Below are 25418 nucleotides of genomic sequence, written 5' to 3' on the forward strand. Positions count from 1 at the left end.
ATGCCCCAGAGGAATGCGGGGTTAACAGATTAGAGGAGACAAAACAATGAGTTGGGATTATTTATCGACAATTTTAAAACCGATGCTAGAGGGTGCGCAGACCACCATTTTCATGTTCTTGCTAGCGATCGTGTTATCTGTACCGCTTGGATTTGCGGTCACGCTTGCGATGAGAAGTCAGATTAAACTGCTGGCGTGGATTGCCCATACGTATGTATATGTGATGCGAGGAACACCGCTACTGCTCCAAATTCTATTCTTCTGCTTCGGTTTACCGTTGCTTCCGGTGATTGGAGAGTATCTGGTGTTTGATCGTTTTGTTGCAGCGGCGATTGCGTTCATCCTAAACTATGCGGCGTACTTCGCTGAAATCTTCAGGGGCGGACTGCTTTCCATTGATAAGGGGCAACATGAAGCGGCGAAGGTACTTGGATTGACAAAGTGGCAGACGATGACCAAAGTCATTATTCCTCAGATGATTCGTGTAGTATTGCCTGCAACGGCCAATGAATCCATTACGCTCATCAAGGATACGGCACTGCTCTATGCCGTGGCTGTGCCTGAGCTGTTGTATTACGCCCAAGCGGCGGTAAATCGCGACATACAGCTGTTACCTTTCTTCGTGGCGGCGGTTATGTATCTGCTCATGACACTCGTACTCACCGTGCTGTTCAAGGCACTTGAGAAGCGGTTTTCATTTGAATAAATTAAATCTGATCAATCAAAGGACTGTCTGCATATGACACATATAATAGAAGTAAATCAATTGAGAAAATCATTCGGCACACTTGATGTGCTGAAACAGGTATCCTTCAACGTGGAACCAGGCGAAGTAATTGCCGTGATTGGACCTTCGGGTTCGGGGAAAAGTACGATGCTGCGCAGCCTGATTCATCTGGAGGATATTTCGGGCGGAACGATTCGCATTCAGGATCAGACGTTGGTTGATAATGGCCGTTACGCGGGTGCCGCAGATATTCGCAAGATGACAGATCGCATGGGCATGGTGTTTCAGCATTTTAACTTGTTCCCGCATCTGACCGTACAGGCTAATCTGGAACTCGCACCGAAGACTTTGAAAAAAGAAAGTTCAAGTGTCATCAGGCATCGCAGTCTTGAATTACTCGGCAAAGTAGGGCTGTCGGACAAGGCCGATGTCTATCCGGCCAATCTATCCGGTGGACAGAAACAGCGTGTAGCCATCGCTCGTGCACTCATGATGCAGCCGGACATTCTGCTGTTCGATGAGCCGACATCGGCACTCGATCCCGAACTGACGGGAGAAGTGTTGCGTGTCATCAAACAGCTTGCGCAGGAGAACATGACGATGATGATCGTCACGCATGAAATGGGCTTCGCCCGTGACGTTGCGGATCGTGTATTTTTCATGGATAACGGGGAGATCGCAGAGGCGGGACCGCCAGAACAGATCTTTGGCAATCCAAAGCTTGCACGTACCCGGACATTTTTGCAGCGGGTTGAAGTGGAAGGATAGAAGACATTCCAAATCTAAGAAATGCGAAAGAACGCAATCCTATGAGTAATGAGGGATTGCGTTCTTTTTTTAATAAAAGCTTATGTCCACAGGTATATGTTCCAGATCATCAGTACAAGAGTCAAAAAGATAAAAGTTGCTACATTCCAATGGGTTCGATTTCGAAATGTCGTATAACCCATAATTCCAAACAATACAATGCTAAAACATAAAACAGCTACATTATTTTGATAAAAAGCAATAAGTACAAGCATCAAAATCATGAGTATGTTCATGACTTTATCGATTTTCATCTGAGTGATCCTCCAAAGATATTTAGAACAGTATCACGACTACAATAATATTTATATGTTAGAGGTATTCTTGATTTATATCATCAAACGGATAAATGGTTCTTAAATTCATATCCTTGAAGTACAATGTTTAAGCTTACGCTTAAATTATATGTCCAGGGATGGTGGGAATAAAATAAATCTAATATCAATTCATAATTTAGCATAATATGGATATTATTATTCCTATTAATCGATTATAATGAACATACTTAATAAACAGGGAGGATTTACCTTGGAACCTCGTGAAAATGATGTGGATCGTTATTATAACGACACACTTCCACCACCACCTTATGTAATACCAAAGACCAATAGTAAGTCGATTGTATCACTAGTTTTGGGGATTCTGTCCGTCACGATTCCTTACGTGGGAATTTTAATCGGAATCGTTGCGATTATATTTGCATCTTTAGCCTTCAAAGAGATTAGAGTTCGCATGGAGCAGGGGAAAGGGTTAGCCATTGCTGGACTTGTTTGTGGAATCATCGGTACAGCGATGTATGTATTACTTATTGCGTTCGTGCTATTGTTTACTTTCGCTGTTACAAGCTCTGATATGTACTCTATATACTAAGAATACAAAGTTAGCAAACTTAGATTGTATCTAAAACTAAAAAAAAGCAAAGGCGTACCTTAGCTCACACCTTCTGTTGTCTAGAAGAGGGTGGAGCTCAGCTATATGCCTTTGCTTTTTTTAATTTATTACAGGTGAAGTGCGACTTCACTGCTCACGTTTTTGTTCTCCGTGGTACGATGCATCAGGAAGTACGTTAGAGTTCCTCCAAGACCAATTACCGCAAAGATGCACAGAATGCCAATCTGATCCCAAGCCACACCGAACTGTCCACTTGAGATGACTGCTTTATAACCTGTTACCGAATAGGTCATAGGCAACCATGGATTAAACACCTTCAACCAGTTTGGAATCAGTTCGAGCGGGAAGGTGCCCGCACTGGTCGTAAGCTGAAAGATTAACATCAGAATGGCGAGGAATCGTCCCGGATTTTCCAACCAAGTCACCAATGCCTGAATGATGTACATGAAGCTTAGACTGGTCACAAAGCTGAACAAGAGGAACAATGGAACACTTTGTACATCCAGACCCAAGCCGTATAAGACCAGCCATGAAGCAAGCAAAGATTGCACTGCACTCATGAGCGTGAAAGCCAGCGTTTTACTCACAAAACGATTCCAGCCACTTGCCTCGCTAACCGTGCTGCCGCGTGTCGGCACAACCAATGTGGCAATCAGGGCCCCGACAAACAGCCCGAGGGACAGGAAGTATGGCGAGAATCCTGTACCGTAATTAGGTACCTCGTTATATTTATGCTCATCGACCTGAACAGGCTCCGCATACATCGTTACCAGTTCATCGGTCTTTTTCACACCACCCGTCTGTTCAGCCGCTTCATTCAGCTTGGTGGCAAGTTCGCCAGAGCCGTCTGTTAGCTTAAGCGTACCTTCTTTCAACTGACCGGCGCCGTCATCGAGCTTATGTGAACCATCTGCAAGGGTGGAGATGCCATCTGTAAGCTGGCTTACACCGGCAACCAAATTGCCTGCACCCGCATCCAATTGACCTGAACCATCCGCAAGTTTGGCTCCTCCAGATGCTGCTTCGGATAATTTGGAATTGAATTGTTGCAGACCTGTCGCAAGCTTTTCTTGTCCAGCGGACAACTGCGTAGCTCCTTGTACCAGTTGTTGTTCACCCTGTACCAACTGGCTGCTGCCTTGATGCAGTTGTTGCTGTGCAGCGTATAGACTTTGGCTGCCTGCGACCAATTGCTGCCCGCCCTGATACACTTGTTCACTGCCAGTCGCTACGGCCTGACTGGCTGCCAGTAGTTGCTGAACAGCAGGACTTGCGGCCAGTTCCGGACTGGCTTCAGCCAATTGGGCGAGTCCTTGGGCAACCGCTTTGGCACCTTCACTAACTTTGCCGCTGCCATCGACAGAACTTTGCAACCCAGCAGTCAGCTTCGCACTACCTTCCTCGGAAGCCGCCAGCCCAGCATCTAGCTTAGCTGCGCCATCTTGCGCAGATTGAATGCCAGCCTGTAGCTGCTTGCCGCCAGCTTCAGCCTGGGTTGCTCCATCACTCAGCTTCGTGCCTGCTGCTGCCAATTGGGACAGCCCATTGGACAGAGCACTCGCACCTGTATGAAGATCACTAATGCCTTGAGCGAGAGTAGATGTGCCTTCTTTTAATGGAACTACGCCCGTTTCGAGCTTGTCGGTACCAGCGGCCAGTTTGGACAGGTTTTCTTTTAATGTAGCAACACCCTCATCCAGCTTGATCGCACCATCATGAATCTGACCTGCGCCATCTCCGGCATCCGCAAAACCGTCAGAGATTTTTTCGACCTGTTCCAATAGCGTTTCGGTATACGATTCGGTGACTTTGGCAGCGACTTTGGAGCGGATTTGTTTCACAGCCGTACCACCGATCTGACCCGCGAGGAAGTTGTATCCTTCATTGGGTTCATAGATCAGGTCTGCCGGCTCAGGATGCTCATCCATCAGGGTCGTTGCTTTGGAGGAAAAGTCCTCCGGGATCACAATCGTCATATAATACGTGTTGTCTTGCATGCCTTGATCTGCTTGTTCACGAGTGACGAATTGCCAGTCGAAATCATCGCTTTTTTTCAATTCATCGACCAGATTCTGACCGACCTCCAGTGATTTGTCATTGTAGACTGCACCCTGATCCGTGTTAACCACGGCCACAGGTAACTCATTCATTTTGCCATAGGGGTCCCAGAATGCATTCAGGAACAGGCCGCTATACAGCACCGGAATGAACAGTACAACGAGAATTGGAATACATACTTTTGGTTTCTTGAAGGCGGACTTCAGATCCTGCCCAAATACGTGGAATGATTTCATCATGTTCTCTCCCTATCCTTACGCTAATCCGTTTCTTCTATCTCTATTATGTTTTGAATCTGGTGACACGCCTTTCTCTACATGGGGGATAAGCCATTCTTGAGAAAGAGGCCTACAAAATCCTTGATCTGATCCTTATGCAGTGTAGGATGCGCTTTGTTCCAATCCGAGGTTAAGGTGACATACAGCTTCAGCAGGACAAAAGAAACCAGTTTGGGATCGTCTCTGCGAATCTGCTCCAACTCCATGGCACGGCTGACCTGACGCTCCAGATATTCGAGTATGGCGGTTTCCACTTTCTGCAGACCTTCCTTGGCCTGCGGTGTACCGAACTCGTTGACCTCCTGAAAGAGCTTGATTAACAACTCATGTTCCTCCCGATACTCCAACAGAGAGTCCATGCTCATATGCACGTTATCCAGAAAGGAGTTCTCTTCCTTCACCGTCTGCTCTGTAATCTGTCTCATATCCGCAATGATCGAACGCAAAATCTCACTGAACAATTCTTCTTTATTCTCGAAAAAGGTATAGATCGTTCCCTTGCCTACATTGGCAAGTCTCGCAACCTGCTCCATCGTTGTGGCTTTGTAGCCAAACAAGGCAAAGGATTTCTCGGCAGAGTCCATCACCTGTTGCCTTCGATCTATCGTTTTCATGGCATATACACCTCCTTATATGTTGAAAGGTAATGGGTAAGGTAACTTATTGATTGACCGATTTACTATTATGGTCAGTTGGTCGTTAACAAATGTAGCACTTGGACAAGGCAGGTGGATGTGATTATTGTCATAATGTGGACACGGAAATGACAACAGAAGTGAGTGGTGAGGTGCACGGAGCAAGGATTTCTATAATATGGAGAGTGGTCGGATGGATTACCGATGATGACGAGAAGAGTTTGAATGTTGATAACATTAGTTGTCGCGATTGGACCTCTATACTATGGACTGTTTAAATATGCTTTCTCATCTATATGATACTGGGAAGTATAGAACCTATCCACCTACTCTGGTAACAACAAAAAACCAAGGCTTTGAGTTAGTCACTCATGAGCCTTGGTTTTTTTACTGTGTCGTATTCTTGTTCTCTGTATCCTATTAATTTTATTCTGCACGTACTTTAAAGAATGAGATGAGTTCTTGAAGTTGCTTGGATACAACTGAGAGCTCATCGGAGGCACTCACAATGGCAGCCATGGAGGCTTCCTGCTCATCAATGGACTGCTCAATTTGTTTACTGCTGCTTGCTGCCTTGCTGACATTGGCTGACAATTCATCCGCCGTGGCAGACATTTCCTGTGTGCTTGCCGAGATTTCTTCGGTAGAACTGGAGATATCCTGAATCTGGTTTGCAACTTTATTCGTAGCAGTCAGAATATTCTCAAAGAATACGCCAGTCTCTTGGGTAACTTCCAAGCCTTTGGTGACTTCCTTGGAACCCAATTGCATCGCCTCGGAAGATTGCAGGATATCCCGTTGAATTTCTTCAATCAACTGTCGAATTTGCTTGGCTGATTCCTGGGATTGCTCTGCCAGGTTACGTACCTCGCCTGCAACCACCGCAAAACCTCTTCCTTCTTCACCTGCGCGGGCTGCCTCAATTGAAGCGTTAAGTGCCAGCAAGTTGGTTTGTCCGGCAATCTCCGTGATTACGTTAACAATGTTGCTGATCTGGTTCGAGTTATTTTCCAAAGACTGAATCGAGTTTGACGTATTTTGCACCGCACCCGAGATCAGGCGCATCTGCTCAATGACTTGTTGCATCACCACATTACCTGTGCTGGAGCGCTGCTCCATGCTGAGTGCTTCATCTGCCACATCAGCTGAACTGCTGGCAATTGTCTGCACAACCGTTGACATTTCTGTCATGGCGCGTGCATTCTCCACAGTGGCTTTGTCCTGTGACACCAGCCCAGTGGATATTTCCCGGATGTTGTGGCTAATGGATTGAATATTAACATTATTTTTCTCGGAAATGCCCAGTAGTTGTTTGGAAGATTCCGAGAGGTGATGTGAAGTATTCTGTACTTTATAGATGGTTGTGTTGAATCGATGGATCATCGCATTGAACTTCTCGTTGATGATACCCAGGTCATCTCGCCCCGTGTCGATGGTTACGTCCAGATTACCCGTGCTGACTTCTTCGATACCTTTCATCAGGTTGCGGATTGGAAGCAACGTTCTTTTCAGCAAAATGAATTGCAATACCATGAACAAGATTAGGAATCCGACAAGGAACATCAATCCGTACGTAAGCAATTCATTAAGTCCTTTTGGAACGGCGCTTGCATCGACATCGAAGAAAAGAGCAGCGTACATGGAGCCATCTGCGTTATTAATCGGATAGATTAGTGTAGTCCAAGTTCCGTAGTCATCGGTGTAGAAATCACTGAAGGCCGGCTTTCCGTCCTTTTTCATCTGTTCCAGCACCACCACATTATTCTCGGGCAGTGGGTACATGGCACCTGCGGGCAGATTATCTTGCTCGAATGGCTCCAACAGGTTCGTTGGAATCGCGATGATGGACGTTCCGTTTCCTTGCTCAAGTTCTGAACCGAAAATGTACGCTTGCGCGATGTTTGGATAGAACTCATGGATGGAATCAAGATAAGCCTTTATTTCCTGCTGTACAGGACCGGCGTAGCTTTTTTCACTGGCTGCTTGGGCGACTTTGGCGATGTCCAGATCGTTATACGATTTCTGGGTGATGACAGTGGCTTGGTCATGCAACTGTTCTACCAGAATGTTCTTTTGCAGCTGGTAAGCCGCGGTAATCAGGATAATACCAATTAAGGTGATGCTACCGAACGAGATTACCAAATTTTTAACAAAGAAAGGCATGGTACTCCAGCGAAGCTTATTAAACAAGGTTGTTCACTCCTTCTACGATTGTGAAAATGCACTATACCTGGATGGGATGCTATACGCTATGTAATCTAACGAATATTTAGTGGGAAATGATTATCGTGCAACTTCTATAATTCTTATTTTTACTGTGGTTACGTGACATTCTCTTATGATGCAGTGTGCTTCTTGCATTGTTACAAGTTCTACTTCACTTATAGGACCTCCAGGTAAGTTACTTCGTAGAATATATCGTTATAAAGTCATATTAATATTAGCTTTTCGTGCAAAAATGGTTCTAAGGTACTGGTTCTATGGGTGTATTTTTTCGTTTTCGATCTTTATTATTCATAAGTGCCCCTTTTGGGCTTTGTTTGCCATGACCTAAAGAAAACACAAGAGAACGAAAAGACAGTCCATTGTTGCCCTTTTGCAGGAGCGCTAAGATAAAGTTGTTAAAGCGTTTACATTATGGATTGAAGGGAGCTTAACTCGGATGCCAGAAATCACGATTAGACTGTATGAAGGCAGGACGGATGAGCAAAAGCAGGAGATAGTGGAGGTGTTCACACGCGAGCTCTCGCATATTATCGACCGTGAGCCGGATTATATTTCCGTTGAATTCAATGAAATCCCATGGGACGAAAACGTTCCTGATAATTTGAAAGCCATGCAATCACAGAAGCAGGGAGGGGAGAAGACGTGAAGCCGGCGGACATTACGCCGTCAAGTCGGGGGGCAACCAGACTTGACTCGTCTGGTCTGGGCGCTCGGCTTGGAGATGCGGGACGTTATCTGTGGCGATACCGGATCCTATACCTGCTCTCCGTGCCGGGCATTCTGTATTTTTTCCTCTTCAAATATGTACCTTTATTCGGTTCAGTGATTGCCTTTCAGAACTACAACATTTTCAAAGGCATCACCGGCAGTGATTGGGTAGGGTTGGAGCATTTCCAGAAGATGTTCAGCCATTATGATTTTTTAAGAATTCTCAATAACACACTTCTGCTTGGACTATATGATCTGGTGATTGCATTCCCGGTACCGATCTTACTGGCCATTCTGCTAAATGAAGTACGGATGATTGTGTTTAAGCGTTTGCTGCAAACGATTGTATACATGCCTCACTTTCTATCCTGGGTTGTCATTAGCGGTATCTTCATGGGTATTTTCTCGATGGATGCCGGGGTGGTGAATAAGGCACTTGGATTACTGGGGATGCAACCAATCTACTTTCTTGGAGAAGACTCGTACATTCGTTCCATTCTGATCGGTTCCGGAATCTGGCGGGATTCGGGCTACGGCACGATTATTTTCCTTGCTGCTATTGCGGGGATCAATCCCGACCTGTATGAAGCGGCAGAGGTGGATGGTGCCGGACGTTTGAAGCAAATATGGTCGATTACCCTGCCATCCTTGCTGCCGACAATTATGATCCTGCTGCTGCTGCACATCGGAAAGTTCCTCGATCTGGGCTTTGAGCGTGTGTTTGTGTTCCTGAATCCGCTCAATCTGGAATCTGGTGAAATTCTGGATACGTATATCTACAAAGCCGGGCTTCTCTCACAGCAATACAGTTATACAACAGCCATCGGGTTGTTCAAGTCAGTCGTGGGATTGATGCTTGTTCTACTCGGTAATTTCTTCAGCAAAAAAACAACCGGCGAAAGCCTGTATTAGGAGGCGAGTTCTATGCGTACCCCCAGTGTCCGTTACCGTATATTTCGCATTGGAAATCTCGTTTTTCTAACGCTGCTCTCGTTGACGATGATTCTGCCTTTCATTAATGTGCTGGCCCAATCACTTAGCAGCTCGGAAGCGATCATGGGCGGAAAGGTCAGCTTCTGGCCTGTAGCTTTTACCTGGATCAATTACGAATATGTATTCGGCGATGCTGCCTTCTGGCGGGCCTTTGCGGTATCGGTTGGGGTAACGTTAGTGGGTACGCTGGTCAATCTCGCCGCAACGGCATCGCTGGCTTATCCCGTGTCCCGTCCAGAGTACAAAGGGCGTTCACTGGTCGTTATGTTTGTCCTGATAACCGTTGTATTCTCGGCACCGCTCATTCCGAACTTTATCCTGATGAAAGAGTTACACCTGGTCAACAATCCACTGGTGCTGATTGTGCCAGGAGCGATTAACGCCTTTAACTTTTTCGTCATGCGTTCGTTCTTCTCACAGCTACCGGGTGAACTGATCGATGCCGCCCGCATCGATGGCTGTGGGGAGTTTGGCATCATCTGGCGTATCGTTATTCCATTGTCCAAACCGGCCATGGCATCACTCGGCATTTTCTATGCGGTGGGCCACTGGAATGCGTATTCCACCGCGCTTTATTATCTGAATGATCCGGCCTGGTGGCCGATCCAGGTCACACTCAAGAAGCTGTTTGAGAGTGACGATATTTCCGTCGATCCGGGTTCTGCGGTCTATAGCACCCTTGCACATACATCGCCGGAAGGCATCAAAATGGCGACCATTATCATCGCCACCTTGCCAATCATTATCATTTACCCTTTCCTGCAAAAGCATTTTGTAAAAGGAATCATGGTCGGCTCCGTCAAATCTTAACTACAAGCAGCATACAGATCTGACGGAAACGGGGGAATGGCGATGTTCAGAATCTTGATTACGGACGATGAACCGATGATTCGGATGGGTCTGGCAAAGATGATTGAGCAAGCAGGTCTGTTTGATTGTGAGATCCGGCAGGCGGCGCATGGGGAAGAGGCCCTTCAGGTGGTGAAGGACTTTCGACCACACATCCTGTTCACGGATATTCGCATGCCAACGATGGATGGCATTGAGTTGTGCCGACGTTTATCCGAGCAAGGCAGTACGATGCGCATTATTGTAGTCTCCGGTTATTCAGACTTTGAATATGCAAGAGCCTGTATGGATTATGGGGTAAAACGATATCTGCTCAAGCCAGTGGGACGACAGGAGCTTCATGAACTGCTGCTCAAATTGCTGGCATCCGAAGAGGATAAACCTACGGTATCCCTTGTACCCGTGAGGGAGCTGAATGATTGGGCCATGCGTCTGGAAGAGGCTATATGGGAGTTAAGGCAATCCGATGTGACGGAACTGCTCGCAGCATGGTCGAATCGTTATCCGGCATATGCCCTGATGCCTGAGCAGACAGCGGAGCTTTTTCAGGAATTGTTGGAATTGATTGTGGCCCGCATGAATGCACGGGGAAACGGAACGATGAGTACGTCCAGTAAGATAATTGTAAGCGCTTCCTCTAAAGAATGCTTCGAGGCTCTGGGTAACGAGATCCACACGTTAATGAAGACGATCAAGGAAAAGCGCAGTGGTAAGCGCAAGCATCCAGTGGAAGAAGCAAAAGCCTATCTGGAGAAGCACTTGCGCCGTGAAGTTTCACTGGACGAGATTGCTGCCAAGCTTGGACTGAACCCGTCCTACTTCAGCCAACTGTTTAAACAGACGACCGGTCAGACCTTTATCCAATACCGAATACGCAGCAAAATGGAACTGGCCAAACGAATGCTGGAACAGCCGGGCAACCGGATTACGGATATATCCTACGAAGTGGGGTATGCGGATCATCCCCATTTTACCAAGACATTCAAGAAAATTACTGGACTGACCCCGTCCGAATACCGCAGTAAGTTGGGCATTGAATGATGAAGCGCAGCCTGTCGATCCGCCTGTTCTTTCATTTTTCCATCGTAATTACGTTGTCTCTGTCCGCTATTGGCTTGTTTACCTATACCTATGCCTCGACTGAGATGAACGATCAGCTGGCGGACAACATCGCCCAAACCATGCGTAATACGGCGTACCAGACCGATCTGTATTTGCAGAATTATGATCGCGCGACCTACTCCATCCTCTCAAATGGGAGTGTGAAGCACTTTCTCGATATGAATTCGGAGGACAGTTATGCCTATTACGAGTACAGCCGTCAGATTAAAAGAAACGTGTTCCCGCCTGTTTTTATGTTATATCCACAGATCAAGTTCCTGTATGTTATCGGGGAGAACGGGCGGGTTGTCATCGATGACAACCAGAATTCAGCGGGCATACCCGATATCGATGCTGCACAGCAGTATAAGGAGTTACTCGATGCAACCCCTACGAATGGCGAGTCAACTTTGCTTACCCGCAGTATTCGCAGTGGACAGAGTGCGAATGTCATTACGATTGCGCGCCTGATCAGGGGGGTGTCCTCCTATACACCAAACGGAGTGCTGGCGATGGAAGTGAATGTGCTGGAGCTTGACAACATCTGGGGAGAACTCGATCTCGGTCAAGGGGGATATCAGTATGTGATGGATCAGAACGGAAATGTCATCTACCTTCCTGGGGACGAGGAGGCTCAGACCGTGATGTCGTCCAGCACCGTGGACAGACTTATGCACATGGAGGCAGGGTCACTGGAACAGAACACGGATGGTACCAAGCGGCTGTTTATATCGGAGTTGTCTGCCTATTCGGGCTGGCGGTTTGTTGCTTCCGTGCCGCTGTCGGAGCTTCAAAGGCCGATTGCAACGATCCGCTCAGCTACATTATGGGTTGGTGCAGGGACCTTGCTCGCTGCGCTTGTGGTGGCCTACCGGATCGGAGCATCTCAAGTAGAACCCATTCGGGTGCTGATGAACGGAATGAGACAGACGGAGAAGGGAATCTGGAACAAGGTGGAGATGAAGGAAAGGCGCGATGAGATCGGAGTGCTGATTCGCAGCTATAATCTGATGGTCAGCCGCTTGTCGGACATGATTGAGAGTGTATATGAGTCGGAGTTGCGCCGCCAGAAGTCGGAAATTGAGCTACAGCAGGAAGCGTTGGAACGACACCGTGCGGAATTTCAGGCGCTCCAGTTGCAGATCAATCCGCATTTTCTCTACAACACGCTGGAAACGATCAAATGTTATGCCGTCGTACAGGATTCCGAAGAAATTACGCAGATGGTGGAATCGATGGCTCATATGCTCCGTTATTCCATTCAGACCAATCTGGAGGAAATTACGGTTGCCAATGAGCTGAAGCATGTGCTGGCCTACCTTTCCATCATGAAACATCGCATGGATCGGGAGCTTGAAGTTGAGGTCATCATTGCACCGGATTTATTGTTGGAAAAAATGGTTCGTCTCACCCTCCAGCCCCTGGTGGAAAATGTACTGCAACATGCGTTTCCACGTGGCATGGAACCGGGTCATTTTATCCGCATAGATGCTCGGCGTCTGGAAGATCGATTTCTTGTCATCGTCCAGGATAATGGCATGGGCATGAGCAATGCACGTCTGGAGAAGCTGCGTCGCCGTCTGGAACTGAACCGTCTGGCCGGTGAAGACACCGATGATGTTTATCATCGTGGTGGCATCGGACTTATGAATGTGCATCGCCGGATTCAGCTCGTATTTGGAGAAACGTACGGCTTGATGATGGAGAGTGAGGAAGGTATGGGAACGACCATTACGATGGCGCTTCCGGCGGACCAGCACAGCAAGCGAATTTAATTCAAACCAATAACAAGGAGGAAGATAGAACATGAATATCAATTTACAGAACAAAATCGCATTGGTAACGGGTTCCAGTGGAGGGATTGGCGCTGCTATTGCTGGAGCATTGGCTCGTTGCGGGGCGAAGGTTGCTGTGAATGGTCTGCATAATATGGAGCGGGCGGAGGAAGTCGTGACCGCAATCCGGGATGCTGGTGGTGAAGCGGCGGCATTTCAGGCAGATGTGACGGATACGGATGCCATCAGAGCGATGGTTGACGATATTACACTCCGTTTTGGCGGTCCAATTGACCTTTTGGTTAACAACGCGGGACATCTGGTGGAGCGAAGCCCCATTGAAACGATGAGTGAGGAGCTGTACAGCCGAATTATGGATGTCAATCTGAAGAGCACCGTCTTTGTCTCCAAAGCAGTCATTCCTGGCATGAAGGCGGCTGGTGGCGGACGAATTATCAATCTGACCTCCGTAGCGGCTCATAATGGTGGCGGGCCGGGTGCAGCTATTTACGCAGCCTCCAAGGCGGCCGTCATTGCGTTAACCAAAGGGCTTGCCAAAGAGCTTGCACCTGGCGGGATTACGGTGAATGCTCTCTCCCCGGGCTTCATCGGACAGACGGCTTTCCATACTACGTTCACCTCGGCAGAAGGTCGGTCTTCTGCGGTAAGCAGCATCCCGCTTGGACGGGAAGGTACTCCCGATGATGTCGCAGGAGCGGCGTTGTACCTGTGTTCTGACCTGGGTTCTTTTATTACCGGAGAGACGCTTGAAATCAATGGCGGCATGTATATGCGTTGATGTTACAACATTGTGATAAGGAGGGGACAAAACGATGGAAGTGAAGCGAAAGCTTGCAGAAAGATCGTTGTACCAACCCATCAGCGGGCCGTTCCATGTGGACTATGCTCCTGACGAGCATACTGTTCTGGCAGAGAATCCGCCAAGGTTTACCTGGATGGCGGCACAGCAGGAGGATGAGAATGCCTATCTGCTGCAAGTATCGGCGAGCCCTTCTTTTCAGGAAGAAGAGACGATGACCTTTACGCCGCTCCCGTATAACTTTTTCACGCCTGACCGGGTGTTTGAACCTGGAGAGTATTATTGGCGATATGCGCTGCTTGTGAATCATCCAGTGCAGAAAGGAAGCGAAGCCGAGACGGATGCCGTGCAGGAGAAACAGCAGGAAATGTCGTCATGGAGTGAGGTGCGGCGGTTTACGGTTCCAGCGGGACTACCTGAGACACCTCTGCCCTCCCGGGCACAGCGATACGTTTCCACAGACACGTCTCACCCAAGGCTGTGGCTAGATGAGCGTGGACTGAATGCACTTGCTGATGGTGTTGCGTCTGATTCCACTTATTGCGGCTGGGATGTGTTTATGGCAAATTCCGTGGAACCGTGGGCAGACCGTGAGCCAATTCGTGAACCGCTGCCTTACCCGGATAACAAACGTGTCGCCACGTTGTGGAGACAAATGTACATTGACTGTCAGGAAGTGTTATATGCCATTCGTCATCTGAGTATCGCTGGGCGGGTGCTTCGAGACGAACGGCTGCTTGAAGCGGCGAAAACCTGGCTGCTGCATGTGGCGGCCTGGGATCCGGAGGGAACGACCTCCCGTGATTATAACGATGAGGCGGCCTTTCGGGTCGCAGCGGCGCTTGCTTGGGGCTATGATTGGCTGCATGATGAGTTGAACAGTGAAGAGCAAGATGTGGTAAGGCGCAGTTTACTGCGGCGGACAGAACAGGTAGCCCAGCATGTGATGGTTCGCTCGAAGATCCATCGTGTGCCCTATGACAGCCATGCAATTCGTTCATTGTCTTCCGTACTTGTACCGTGCTGTATGGCTTTGCTGCATGAGGAGCAGCAAGCTGCAGCGTGGCTGGATTATGCGATCGATTATTATGCCTGTCTGTACTCCCCTTGGGGTGGCAGTGATGGGGGTTGGGCCGAAGGTCCGATGTACTGGACAACAGGTATGGCTTATGTGACCGAAGCGATGAATCTGCTGCGAAATTATGCGGGCATCGACTTTTTCCTTCGACCGTTCTTCCAGCGTACCGGGGATTTTCCACTCTACGTGTACCCGCCTGATGCACGGCGCGCCAGCTTTGGGGATCAGTCTACGCTGGGTGACCCGGTAAATTTGAAAACAGGCTATCTTGTCCGCCAACTGGCGGGGGTTACAGGCAACCACTGGTACCAGTGGTACTTTGAGCGTGTACGCCAATCCGATCCGGGGACAGAGGGAGCTTTTTATAACTACGGTTGGTGGGACTTTAACTTCGACGACTTGGTTTACCGCCACGATTATCCGCAGGTGGAGGAAGAGTCACCTGTGAACATCGAGCCGCTCAAATGGTTCAGGGATGTGGGATGGGTAGCTATGCATCACCGGATGGATGATCCGGATGACCATATGATGCTGCTGCTCAAGTCGAGCCGTTATGGCTCCATCAGCCACAGTCATGCAGATCAGAACAGCTTTACCCTGCATGCATTCGGTGAGCCGCTTGCGGCGGATACCGGCTATTATATCGCGCATGGAAGTTCCTTTCACCGGGAATGGCGCAGGCAGACACGCTCCAAAAATAACCTGCTAATTGGCGGAGCAGGTCAGTACGCCGAGAACAACAAAGTGCTGAACATGGCGGCAACCGGGCAGATCGAAGATGCCTATTGGCGGGATGGCGATGGTTATGTGCGCGCGGTAGCGACCGATGCCTACGCTAGCACCGTACCGCATGTGAAGCATGTTGTACGGGAAATACATTTTCTGCAATCATCCTACTTCGTTATTGTGGACCACATTGACCTGAAGAAGCCGGACAGCGTTCAATGGCTGTTCCATGCACTACACCCGTTACAGCTGAAAGGGCAGACCTTCCGTCTGAACGCTACTAAGGCGGGGCTTGAGGGGACATTTGTCTATGCTTCCTCCGGAGAGCTGTCGCTCAGCCAGACGGATCAATTCGCAGAGGTGGACCCGGCAGAGTATGAAGGGCTGGATAGACATTATCATCTAAGCGCGGAAACGCGGCCTGCCACAAGTCATACCATTGTGACGCTGCTTGTACCTTACAAGATCGAGGAGCCGAAGTATGTCCCCTATTTCATCGATGACCAGGATCACGGCATTCATCTCTATTTTACCGACAACGGTGTAACAAAGAAGATCGAGGTATCCAAGACGTACTAGATAAGATGAACTGAATATTTACACAAGAACGAAGAGTGCAGAACCCATCTGAAGAAGCGAAGCGTTCGCTAAAAGCTTTCTGTAAGAAAGCTACATCGTAAGCATACGCTTATCCTCGGATTTTTCCCTTTGGAAAGGGAATCAAAAAAATCTGGGGATAACAGCGATCGGAAGAGGGTACTGCAATCGCAGTGGCTGAGTGCTGACCTAAAGAAAACGCAATCTCATCTAAAACATCCCCATTGTTGCAGGCGGTGGGGATGTTTTATCATCTTCGTGAAAGCGCTTCATCAATAAGTGATACCTAAACCTAAATCAGGATGAAAAGAGGGGTAGCATGAAAAAGTGGTTGGTCACAGGCATGGCGCTATTGCTGGCGACAACCGTCATGGCGGGATGCAGCACTGGAAGCGGGGCGAAATCCGGTGAGAATGGGGGAGACGGCAAGACGAGGTTTTCCATGTCACTGCGAACGCTGGCGTATACGTATGTGGAGAAGTCACCCGACATCAACCAGGATAAATGGGTGAAAAAACTGGAGGATCTGACTAATACAGATCTCAAAATTGTCCTGGTGCCTCATAAGGAATATGAGCAAAAAATGGTGCAAATGTTTGCTACCAATGATATTCCTGATGTGGTGCAGGGGGACGGCGGCGTTAATGGCAAGGAGATGGCAGGTTCGGTCGAAGCCGGAGTATTCCAGCCGCTGGATGAGCTGTTACAGCAGTATGGGCAAGATTTGCTGAAAGCCGTGCCGAAGGAAGCCTGGGACCAGGTCACCCATGACGGCCAGATCTATGCCATCCCTGAATATTTATCCAATCCATCCCGCCGGGCAACCTGGATTCGTAAGGATCTGCTGGATCAAACCGGATTGCCGGTGCCTACCACGGTGGAGGAGACAATGGAAGTGCTGCGCGCCTTTAAAAAGCTTGGCGTGGAGAATCCATATATGGGGCGTGAGGATTTCAAATATGCGGATACCTTCTTTGGGGCCTATGATGTGCAGCAGTTCCTGTCCATGATGGAGCAGCAGGGCGACCAGATTGTACCTAAGTTCATGGATAACGAGAATATGCAGCAAGCCCTGACGGTTTATAAGACGATGTACGAAGAAGGGCTGATTAACAAAGAATTTGCGACCATCAATTCGACGGTATTCAAAAATACTATTCTCTCCGGCAAGGCGGGCATGTGGTCCATGAATGCCAACGAACTGATCCAGTGGGAGAAGCAGATTAAAGCGTCGGTTCCCGATGCCAAAATCGAGATTATCCCTTCCCCTGTCGGCCCGGACGGAAAGGGCGGGTATTATCTGTACGGTCCGGTGACGCGTGCCTACTTTATTAATAAGGATGCGGCCGATCCGGCTTCCATTATCCGTTTCTTCAACTGGATGGTGTCTGACGAAGCGGAGAAGTTCTTTACGTACGGCACGGAAGGAGAGACCTATACAGAGGATAATGGTGTGATTTCATATACAGCTCCGACAGACTCGGCTGGCGTGGACGAGGAGCGTTACCGTCAATCGTTCCTATGGTTCGTACAGGACACGACATACAACAAAGGCTCCCTATCCCTGACTGAAGAAGGCAGAAAGCTGATGAAAATTTACGATACGGTTTTAGCCAAAGAAGGTCGGGATGGCATCAACTTTGATCCACGTTTGGAAGCTTTTGTACAGAATCCCGATATTGCTCCCAATTCGGATACACCTCCTCAGGTATTGCTTACCCACATGATCAAGATGGTATATGGCAAGGAGCCGATCTCCGATTGGCCGAAGGTAGTTGAAGAATGGAAATCCAAAGGTGGCGATCAGGCCATTGAGGAAGCCACGCAGAAATTCAAGGACGGGGAAGGCGTATCTTTGCCGCGTCGCTAGAATTGTGCGGCATAAGCAATGATTACCATCAGCAATTGTAAAGGTATAACGTCAGGAGATTGGACTACAGTGCGGAGGGGATACAAGTGAATAATTTGTTCAAAACGTGGAAAAAGCGCGTTGTCCTTGTTGCCATGTCTATGATTCTCATTAACGGCACCATCGTTCCCATGCATGAAGTCCGGGCGATGGAAGATGTTGTTCCTAGCTCTATTCGTAACCCTACACAGGAAGAAAGAGCAAACGTCCCGGAGCCGGAGGGCCCTGAGATGGAAATTTACGCGGAAAACTTTGATGACCCGGACAATTTTGGCTCTACAGGTGGAATTGCATTGAGAGCTCCCTGGTCGCAGGAAGGGGCAGGTGGAAGCAAGGCCAAGACGTCATCTTCCACGACTGCTCCCTCGCTACCCAACATGATCAAGATGGACGGAACCGATGCGCTTGCACTGCCTCTAAACTTGACTGGATACGGAAATATACGGCTGAGCTACTACACGCGTGCTTCCTCCTATATAAGTGGAAGTGTGATGATCGAATGGTCGAAGGATGGTGGCACATCCTGGACGACGCTGGAGACATTTGAACTTCCCCCGGGCACCCCGGACCTGAAGAATAAGGAAGGCAATACGCTAAAAAGCTGGACGCTGGGTTCGGAAGCGAACAATAACAGCACGGTTAAAATTAGATTTCGGACAGGAGATGCCATGCAGGCCAACATGTATATCGACAATGTTGCCATTTACGGTCAGGCTATTCCCGGAATAACGCCTGCCCCCTCCCCGGTGCCACCTGGAGAGGGGAATACTGAATTCACGCCACCCCAAGGAGTGACTTTGTACGAAGATGTGGAGATCGGTACGGCTGGTGGGCGGGCGATGTATTCATCCATTGCCGTTCCCGAGACAGCGGCAGCAGAACCGATGCCAGTCATGGTCTATATCCATGGAGGTGGATGGAATCACGGGGACCGGAAGCAGGCACTGAACTCCATATGCAACTATGTACTCAAACGCGGTTACATCGGAGTGTCTCTGGACTACCGACTGACGCCTGAGGCACCTTTCCCTGCCCAGATTCAGGATGTGAAGCTTGCTATTCGATACCTGCGAGCTCATGCAGAGCAGTATAATCTGGACCCAAGCCGTATTGGTGTCTGGGGATCATCGGCAGGCGGACATCTGGCTGCTTTGCTTGGTACAACAGGAGACATGGTCGCTGGTGACACTGTAGAGCTCGATACAGGGGTGACAGTAGATATACCTGATCTGGAAGGTTCAGGCGGATGGCCTGAGTATTCCGACAAAGTGCAGGCGGTCGCCGACTGGTACGGACCTGCTGATTTTACAACGACATTTGCTAATAACTATAGTTCGGTCACGGCTCTGCTTGGCGGGCATCGCGCGTTCGATGTTCCGGAGCAGGCCAGACTTGCCATGCCGGGCACGTATGCTTCACCAGATGATCCACCATTCTGGATTCGGCACGGTGATGCTGACGCTACTATTCCCTATACCGACAGCGTTACTTTCGCGGGACAGCTTCAATCTGCGGGTGTGCCGATTGTGGATATGAAAGTCGTGCCTGGTCAGGGCCACGGATTTACAGGGACGGCTTCCGAGACTGCGAATGCAGAGGCATGGGCCTTCCTGGATGAACATGTGAAGAACCGGATCGTTACGGAGCCTATTATTTTCAAAAGCAATCCACCGTTGATTGAAAAGGTCATCGCCAGCAAGGTGCCAAGCGACGATGCGGCGATTGACAGCAGCAAGCCTGACTTGAATTTCAATCAGGCCACGGGCTCCAGTACCGGATTACTGAGCATCTCTTCCACTCCTTCAACCAAGAAATATGTGTACTTCAAATTTGATATGTCCGGAAATGAGTCGGAAGGAGATCGGTATCGATTGCGGATTGCTGCCAAAAAAGGCACATCAAATATCGATACCACGTTGTCTCTGTACGGTTTGAATGAAACAACCTGGAGCGAATCTTCGTTAACCTGGTCAAATGCTCCGGTTCAAAGTCTGAGCGAAGGTTCGCTGCTGGGCACATTCCAGGTTACGGCAGATCGGAATGGAAGCCCGGCCGTCTATGAAGTGGATGTAACCGATGTTGTGAAGAGTCGTCCAGATGCGGATCAGGTTGCATTTTTGCTTGCGGATGCGGAATCAACGGGTGTTTCCGTGAACGTATACACCAAGGAAGCGAACGGAACGAGCAATCCGCGTCCACAGTTAGCAGTCATTGCTTTGATTGAAGAAGGCAGTGACACGCAGTCACCCGAATGGGAGCAGGGAGCTGAGCTTGAGATTCGCAACTGGGGGACAGATTTTGCGGAACTAAGATGGCCAGCGGCCAGCGATGATACAGCTGTATCTGCTTACCGAATTTATCGGGATGGAGTCCTGCTGGCAGAACAAAGTAAGCGGTCATTTCGTGACAGCGAACTTGCAGCTGGGACATCGTATACGTTTCAAGTGAAAGCAATTGACGAGACGGGCAATATCAGCAGTGCTTTATCAACCGAAATGACAACCCTAGACGTCCCGTTATCGTCCCTGCCTGTGGCTTCTGTCACGGCAAGTGGCAGCGACGGCAACCTGGCGACCAATACCCTCGACAATAACAGCTATACACGCTGGTCTGTTGCCGGGGAGGGGCAATGGATCACATTTGATCTGGGTCAGGTACAGTCAGTGGGTTATGTGGGGATTGGTTTTTACAAAGGGGATGTCCGAAAGACCTTTTTTGGGATGGAATCGTCTCTTGACGGTGAGCAGTGGACCCAGGTATTCAACGGCGAAAGCAGTGGGGATACAACCGAAATGCAGGCGTTTGATATCTCTGCCATGTCTGCACGTTATGTACGAATCACAGGGCATGGCAATTCCGATGCGAGTATTTACACAAGTCTGACCGATGTGCATCTGTATGCCCCTTTTGCAGGGGGAGGGACACCTGTGGCTCTGATTCCATATATCGTGCCACAACCACCTGAAGGGACGATGCCCTTTATCGCCCCAGGTCTGACGGAAACAGATGGCACACCACATGCTGTCCATGTTCCACATGCCGTGACCGGACGTACAATTGATGTACGGGATTTTGGAGCAGAACCTGCCGACAACACGAGTGATGACCGACCAGCAATACAGGCTGCTATTGATGAGGCTGACTTGGGTGATGAAGTGTTTTTACCCAATGGAGTGTACAATTTGTTATCCGGGCCGGATGGAACCACCAACCTGATGCTCAAATCCGGCGTGAATCTGAGAGGAGAGAGCCGTGAAGGAACCGTGCTCCAGACATCGCTGGATCAGGTGACGGGTAGTGCCGTTCTGAAGGCATCAGCTCAGCATAGCATTCTCATATCCAACATGACCCTAACTTCATCCTGGTCCGGCAGCTACACGACGGATCATCAATCCAATAATCCCTCCGCTGGGGGGCCGGATAGTCTGATTCATATCGCCAATTATGGCGAGGTACCATCGTATGACATTACAATTGACGGCGTAATTGTGGAGAAGTTCAAACGAATGGCTATCCGAATTGAGCACAGCCGCGATGTTGTTGTGAAGCATGCAACCTTCCGCAATGCAACAGATCTGGGCCCCGGAGGTTCAGGATACGGAATTTCGATTCAGGGAACGGCCAAGACCGATCGACTCGGCTTTGATAATGATACGTTATGGAATGTGGTGGAGGACAGTGCATTTGAGGGTCCTTATCTCAGACATGGAGCACTGATTCAGTTTGTGGCTCACAATAACGTGTTACGTGGCAATACATTTAATGGAACCAAGCTGGATGCCATTGACCTTCATGGTGAACTGGAGTATTTGAATGAAATCTCCGGCAATGTCATTATGGATGTGCTGACAGGTGCAGGGATTGGGCTTGGCAATACAGGGGGTTCAGCGCCCAGCAACCACAGCAAGTCTGGCAAAGGAAACTACATTCATGACAACACAATCAAGAACAGCCGGATCGGTATTTCGGTGACCATGGGTACCCCCGATACCCTAATTGAGAATAATCTCATCGAGAATACAACCACGATTGCAGATGCGGCTGGAATCAAAGTATTGAATGGACCGGGTACGATAATTCGCGGCAATGTGATTCGTAACAATACTGCCAGTGGATACTGGGGCGTACGGCTTGAGCGCGACAAAGGCGATGCTGGAGCTGGCAATATTGGCGAAGGGAATCCCGAGAATGTGTTGATTGAGAATAACCGAATCGAAGGTAACACAAACGGAATCGGCTTGTTTGCCGGAGTCGGCATTCTGCTAAAGACTAACATTCTAAACAACGTGAATGAGGACTACTACCAAGCAGAAGGTGTGATCGTTACCGAAATATAAAGGATCAGAATAAGTAGCCTGAAAGGCGTCTATATAAGTTGAAGCTCAATTTTACACCTAAACGGAGAGTGCAGAACCAATTTGAAGAAGCGTAGCATTCGCCTTTATCACCGGATTTTTCCCTTAAATAAAGGGAATGATGAAAATCTGGGGATAAGAGCGATCGGAAAATGGTACTGCAATCGGAGTGATAAGGTGTAACATTTATAGTTCAACTTATGTAGCCTGAGAGGCTACTTTTTTATGGTTCGTTTATTTAAGATTCACTAAAGGTTCGTCCTCTACCATGGTTACATAAGCCTCAGTTGCTTAACAGAAACCAAGAAGGAGGATTCATCATTTTGAATAATTTATTACGCAAAGCTGCAGTAACGGCATTATCCGTGACCATGGTAACGTCATCTTTTGGGCTGATGGGAAGTCCGAATGCGGCATTTGCTGCAGAAAGTACAGCGACAACCACGAGTGCAGGCTTGACACAAGCTTATGAATCGTTATTCCAGACGGATAACGTTATTGATGTGAATGTAACGATTGATGATGCAGACTGGAAGAGCATGCTCGAAAGTCCGCTGGATAAGGATTACAAGAATGTGAGTGTGGAAGTGGATGGCAACAAGCTGGACAATGTCGGTTTCTCCACCAAGGGCAATCTGACCCTGAAAGCCGTAGCCTCAATGGAGGATTCGGACCGTTACAGCTTCAGACTGAAGTTTGATAAATACGACAAAAAACAAACCCTGCTTGGACTGGACAAAATGGTACTGAACAATAACTACGCGGATCCGTCGTATATGCGTGAAGTTCTTCACTATGAAGCACTGCGGAGTATTGGCATGGATGTACCGATGACAAACTATGTTAATCTGTACGTTAACGGCGAGCTTGTTGGTTTCTATACTGGCGTTGAAGCGGTGGATGATAGTTATCTCGAGCGCAACTACGGTGAGGATTACGAGGAAGGCGTCCTCTATGATACGGATGAGAAGAGTTATCTTCAATATGAAGAGGGCAGTGACTACAGCACCATCACAGAAGATTTGGGTACGGATAAGGACAAAGCCAAACTCAAATCCTTCATCCAAACGCTGAACGAGATGCCAGAAGGTGAAAAAGGTGATATTGAAAGTGTACTGGACGTGGATTCAGCGCTTCAATATATTGCAGGCAACATGGTTTTTGGAAACTATGACAGCTATAACGGCGACAAAGGGCACAACTTCATGCTCTACAGTGATGCTGAGGGCAAGTTCACCGTTGTTCCTTGGGACTTTAACATGTCCTTCAACGGGTACTCGGGTGGAGGAGGACGTGGAACAACAACCGGATCAACCACCACCAACACCAACGCAACGAATGTATCTGTGGATGAGCCTGTACTGGGCATTAGCATGGAAAATGTACCGATGATTAACAACCTGCTTGCTGTACCGGAGTATAAGGAAAAATATTTGAGCTACGTCAATGAACTGACGGACTATATGGAAGGCATTCAGGATCGCATTACGGACCTTGCCGATGAGATTCGTCCTTATGTAGAAGCAGATCCAACGAAATTTTATACGACAGAACAGTTTGAATCCAACATTGCTTATTCTGCCAATGCAGATGTCGCAGGGGGGATGGGCGGTACACCACCTGAAGGGTTTGAGGGAATGACACCACCTGAGGGCATGGAAGGCATGACACCGCCGGAAGGTTTCGAAGGAATGACACCTCCAGATGGAGCAACACCTCCGGGTGGCACAACGGGAACAGGAACAACAGGTAGTACAGGCAATACGCAGACACGTCCTGGCGGTAACTTTGGCAGAGGAGGCGGAGGTATGGGCTCCATGGCAGCCGGATCACTGACGACATTTGCACTGAACCGCCTTGCGAATCTGCAAGAGCAACTTGGGCGTGAAGTAACGCCTTTGCCTGAGACTTCGGAAGAGACAGGTTCGAATACTTCATCCGGAACAACCGACAAAACCATTACCGTAACACTTGATGGTAAATCAATCACCTTCCCGGATCAGGACCCGCTGCAGCAAAGTGACCGAGTGATGGTACCTGTGAACGCAATACTCGAAGCACTTGGTGCAGAAGTGACTTGGGACAAAACGGCGAAAACAGTAACAGCCATTCTGAATGACCAGACTCTTGTGCTCAAGATCGGAAGCAGCACAGCAACGGTAAATGGGGAAACATTCGAAATTGATGCACCAGCGATTATTCAAAACAGTCGCACACTCGTGTCGGTTCGCTTCATCTCCGAAGGACTGGGACTGAGCGTGGACTGGGATCAAACCGCTGCACAAGTAAGTCTTAGCTCCCAATAAAAACGATCTTCTGCCTGGCTGTCATTCTGCAGCTAAGAAGCAAGAAAAAGGGATTCGATAACTCATCGAATCCCTTAGTGTATTCTAATCTCTGTATCGTTGATAGAACTACACCGCATACAATGAGGATGGAACCCCCAACTTGAACGAAGGTGACGGGAGTACCAAGCACGAAGAATCCAACCAACATAGCGACAAATGGTTGAAGATTGAGAAATATGGATGCTTTGGCGGCACCAACTTTTTGAATCTGATTGTTCCAGATGACTGCACATAAACCCTGGATGAGTGTCTGGACAAGATCAGATAGCCCATCAGGAACACAGAGGAAACGGCAAGGCGGTATGCGGAAAGATGCACGGCAGGAAATTCCTGTAGCACAAGCGAGCCGAATACGAAGTTGCTTTCATATAGAGTCGCACAAAGTAAGAGAAGTAGATAAGTTCGCAAGCCGATGCGCCTTCTTTCAAAAGTTTGACTAATCCAATAGTTTTATTGGTTAAGTGGACGCTTGATGGCAACCAGTTCGATCTCAATCTCCGCGCCGCGTGGCAGCTTGGCTACCTGTACAGTGGTTCT

General features: G+C 48.6%; 18 protein-coding genes. 13 read left to right on the forward strand and 5 right to left on the reverse strand.

Annotation, left to right across the window (positions count from 1 at the left end; genetic code table 11):
- Window positions 1-46: 46 nt before the first annotated feature.
- Complete coding sequence (locus tag ABTV53_RS04705; RefSeq protein WP_433751206.1) at window positions 47-706, forward strand: amino acid ABC transporter permease; 660 nt, start codon at window positions 47-49, stop codon at window positions 704-706.
- Window positions 707-739: 33 nt separating this feature from the next.
- The gene (locus tag ABTV53_RS04710) at window positions 740-1495 is read left to right on the forward strand and encodes an amino acid ABC transporter ATP-binding protein (RefSeq protein ID WP_433751208.1); all 756 of its coding nucleotides are present in this window, start codon (window positions 740-742) and stop codon (window positions 1493-1495) included.
- Window positions 1496-1575: 80 nt separating this feature from the next.
- Here ABTV53_RS04710 and ABTV53_RS04715 read toward each other — a convergent pair whose 3' ends face one another.
- Entirely contained in the window at window positions 1576-1788 is a 213-nt protein-coding gene (locus tag ABTV53_RS04715) for a hypothetical protein (RefSeq protein ID WP_433751211.1), read from the reverse strand.
- 274 nt (window positions 1789-2062) lie between these two features.
- On the opposite strand from ABTV53_RS04715, the gene ABTV53_RS04720 reads away from it, so the two are divergent.
- The gene (locus ABTV53_RS04720; protein WP_433751213.1) at window positions 2063-2404 is read left to right on the forward strand and encodes a DUF4190 domain-containing protein; all 342 of its coding nucleotides are present in this window, start codon (window positions 2063-2065) and stop codon (window positions 2402-2404) included.
- 128 nt (window positions 2405-2532) lie between these two features.
- Here ABTV53_RS04720 and ABTV53_RS04725 read toward each other — a convergent pair whose 3' ends face one another.
- From ABTV53_RS04725 to ABTV53_RS04735, 3 genes are all read right to left on the reverse strand, one after another.
- Window positions 2533-4719, reverse strand: coding sequence for a YhgE/Pip family protein (locus ABTV53_RS04725; RefSeq protein WP_433754058.1), 2187 nt, complete (start codon window positions 4717-4719; stop codon window positions 2533-2535).
- A gap of 77 nt (window positions 4720-4796) precedes the next feature.
- On the reverse strand, window positions 4797-5375 hold the full coding sequence (locus tag ABTV53_RS04730) for a TetR/AcrR family transcriptional regulator (protein WP_433751215.1): 579 nt from the start codon (window positions 5373-5375) through the stop codon (window positions 4797-4799).
- A gap of 447 nt (window positions 5376-5822) precedes the next feature.
- Window positions 5823-7559, reverse strand: a complete 1737-nt coding sequence (locus ABTV53_RS04735; protein ID WP_433754060.1) for a methyl-accepting chemotaxis protein — start codon at window positions 7557-7559, stop codon at window positions 5823-5825.
- Window positions 7560-8058: 499 nt separating this feature from the next.
- Between ABTV53_RS04735 and ABTV53_RS04740 the strand changes: the two genes are divergently transcribed.
- The 10 genes from ABTV53_RS04740 (at window position 8059) to ABTV53_RS04785 (ending at window position 24839) form a co-directional block, all read left to right on the forward strand.
- Complete coding sequence (locus ABTV53_RS04740) at window positions 8059-8268, forward strand: tautomerase family protein (RefSeq protein ID WP_433751218.1); 210 nt, start codon at window positions 8059-8061, stop codon at window positions 8266-8268.
- A gap of 56 nt (window positions 8269-8324) precedes the next feature.
- Window positions 8325-9242: an ABC transporter permease gene (locus ABTV53_RS04745; protein ID WP_433754062.1), complete on the forward strand. Its 918-nt coding sequence runs from the start codon at window positions 8325-8327 to the stop codon at window positions 9240-9242.
- Window positions 9243-9254: 12 nt separating this feature from the next.
- Complete coding sequence (locus tag ABTV53_RS04750) at window positions 9255-10133, forward strand: carbohydrate ABC transporter permease (RefSeq protein ID WP_036672498.1); 879 nt, start codon at window positions 9255-9257, stop codon at window positions 10131-10133.
- Window positions 10134-10175: 42 nt separating this feature from the next.
- On the forward strand, window positions 10176-11213 hold the full coding sequence (locus tag ABTV53_RS04755) for a response regulator transcription factor (protein WP_433751222.1): 1038 nt from the start codon (window positions 10176-10178) through the stop codon (window positions 11211-11213).
- On the forward strand, window positions 11210-13048 hold the full coding sequence (locus ABTV53_RS04760; protein WP_433751225.1) for a cache domain-containing sensor histidine kinase: 1839 nt from the start codon (window positions 11210-11212) through the stop codon (window positions 13046-13048). The genes ABTV53_RS04755 and ABTV53_RS04760 overlap by 4 nt, the downstream gene beginning before the upstream one ends.
- A gap of 31 nt (window positions 13049-13079) precedes the next feature.
- Entirely contained in the window at window positions 13080-13847 is a 768-nt protein-coding gene (locus ABTV53_RS04765; protein ID WP_433751228.1) for an SDR family NAD(P)-dependent oxidoreductase, read from the forward strand.
- A 34-nt stretch (window positions 13848-13881) separates the two neighbouring features.
- Window positions 13882-16251 carry a DUF4962 domain-containing protein gene (locus tag ABTV53_RS04770; protein ID WP_433751230.1) on the forward strand — a complete coding sequence of 790 codons (2370 nt, stop codon included), beginning with the start codon at window positions 13882-13884 and terminating at the stop codon, window positions 16249-16251.
- 337 nt (window positions 16252-16588) lie between these two features.
- Window positions 16589-18139 carry an extracellular solute-binding protein gene (locus ABTV53_RS04775; RefSeq protein ID WP_433751232.1) on the forward strand — a complete coding sequence of 517 codons (1551 nt, stop codon included), beginning with the start codon at window positions 16589-16591 and terminating at the stop codon, window positions 18137-18139.
- Window positions 18140-18225: 86 nt separating this feature from the next.
- Window positions 18226-22515, forward strand: a complete 4290-nt coding sequence (locus ABTV53_RS04780) for an alpha/beta hydrolase fold domain-containing protein (RefSeq protein WP_433751235.1) — start codon at window positions 18226-18228, stop codon at window positions 22513-22515.
- 341 nt (window positions 22516-22856) lie between these two features.
- Entirely contained in the window at window positions 22857-24839 is a 1983-nt protein-coding gene (locus tag ABTV53_RS04785; RefSeq protein ID WP_433751238.1) for a CotH kinase family protein, read from the forward strand.
- On the opposite strand, the gene ABTV53_RS04790 is transcribed toward ABTV53_RS04785, so the two are convergent.
- Complete coding sequence (locus tag ABTV53_RS04790; RefSeq protein WP_433754064.1) at window positions 24826-25233, reverse strand: EamA family transporter; 408 nt, start codon at window positions 25231-25233, stop codon at window positions 24826-24828. The two genes, ABTV53_RS04785 and ABTV53_RS04790, sit on opposite strands and share 14 nt — an antisense overlap.
- Window positions 25234-25418 lie beyond the last annotated feature (185 nt).

It is taken from the genome of Paenibacillus amylolyticus, assembly GCF_050990605.1.
Lineage (GTDB): Bacteria > Bacillota > Bacilli > Paenibacillales > Paenibacillaceae > Paenibacillus > Paenibacillus amylolyticus_H.